The 1,744-nt window shown below is 41.3% G+C and carries 1 protein-coding gene; it reads left to right on the top strand.

What is annotated here, in order from left to right; translation table 11 throughout:
- Positions 1-193 precede the first annotated feature (193 nt).
- A complete protein-coding gene (gene mnmE / locus ACYTR8_RS10265; protein ID WP_479642116.1) occupies positions 194-1,570 on the top strand; it encodes a tRNA uridine-5-carboxymethylaminomethyl(34) synthesis GTPase MnmE in 1,377 nt (458 codons plus the stop codon).
- Positions 1,571-1,744 lie beyond the last annotated feature (174 nt).

Genomic DNA, 1,744 nt, shown 5'->3' with positions numbered 1-1,744 from the left:
CAATTATCAATAGCAATAATAAAATCAATCATCGTAGTCACCTCATCTATAGTGTACTACTTTGATTGATTTTGTCATTATGAATCTAGTTTTCTGAAAACAAAAGTTTCTTCATGCGTTTGGCGTGCTGATTTTCTCCTCTTGTCATAGCAAGACCTTGCTTTCTGACAGGACTTGATTTAAAATAGATGGCATGAGTATAACTAAAGAATTTGATACAATTACTGCCATTTCAACCCCTCTTGGTGAAGGGGCTATTGGCATTGTTCGTCTATCAGGAACAGATGCGCTTGCCATTGCACAATCTGTTTTTAAGGGAAAGAACTTAGAGCAAGTAGCTTCACACACCATTAACTATGGTCATATCGTTGATCCTAACACAGGAACTATTGTCGATGAGGTTATGGTGTCAGTCATGCTGGCTCCCAAAACCTTTACCCGTGAAAATGTAGTTGAAATCAACACGCACGGTGGTATTGCAGTAACTAACGAAATATTACAATTACTGATTCGACAAGGGGCTAGAATGGCAGAGCCCGGTGAATTCACAAAACGCGCTTTCTTAAATGGTCGTGTTGATTTGACTCAAGCTGAGGCTGTCATGGACATTATTCGTGCTAAAACAGACAAGGCTATAACGATTGCGGTCAAGCAACTAGATGGCTCCCTTTCTCAGTTAATTAATGACACGCGTCAAGAAATTCTCAATACCTTAGCTCAGGTTGAAGTCAATATTGACTACCCGGAATATGACGATGTGGAAGAAATGACCACTGCTCTGCTGCGTGAGAAAACACAAGAATTCCAAAGCCTTTTGGAAAATCTCCTCCGCACAGCTAAACGAGGTAAAATTCTGCGTGAGGGCTTGTCAACAGCTATTATCGGACGGCCAAATGTCGGTAAGTCAAGCCTGCTCAATAATTTGTTGCGAGAAGACAAGGCTATTGTGACTGATATTGCAGGAACCACTCGAGATGTCATTGAAGAATATGTTAATATCAAGGGAGTTCCCCTCAAGCTTGTCGATACGGCTGGTATCCGTGAGACAGATGATTTGGTCGAACAAATCGGAGTTGAACGGTCTAAAAAAGCCCTTCAAGAAGCTGACCTTGTTCTCCTTGTGCTGAATGCCTCTGAACCATTAACTGACCAAGACCGATCGCTATTACATCTCAGTCAAGACAGTAACCGTATTATATTGCTGAATAAAACGGATTTGGAACAAAAGATTGAATTGGAGCAGTTGCCAGCGGACCTTATTCCTATTTCGGTGTTAACCAACCATAATATTGACCTGATCGAAGATCGCATCAACCAGCTTTTCTTTGACAACGCTGGTTTGGTAGAGCAAGATGCCACTTACCTGTCAAATGCCCGCCACATTTCTTTGATTGAAAAGGCTGTACAAAGTTTGGAAGCTGTCAATGATGGTTTAGCCCTTGGCATGCCAGTGGATTTACTACAAGTTGATCTAACCAGAACTTGGGAAATCCTCGGAGAAATCACTGGGGACGCTGCTCCTGATGAGCTCATTACCCAACTCTTTAGTCAATTCTGTCTTGGTAAATAAGACCATTTTCTGATCACCACAAAAGAGCTGGAACACTGTTCCAGCTCTCAGACTGAAGACAAAGTCCTTAGAATCACTTTTCTAGGGGCTTTTCATGATATTTAGGAGTATAATATAAGAAAAAGGACTTGTGAGGTTCTCCTATGTTACACAAAGAAAAACCTGATTATAACC

The sequence above is a fragment of the Streptococcus sp. F2 genome (genome assembly GCF_056500955.1).
This window is presented reverse-complemented; position numbering and strand designations above follow the sequence as displayed.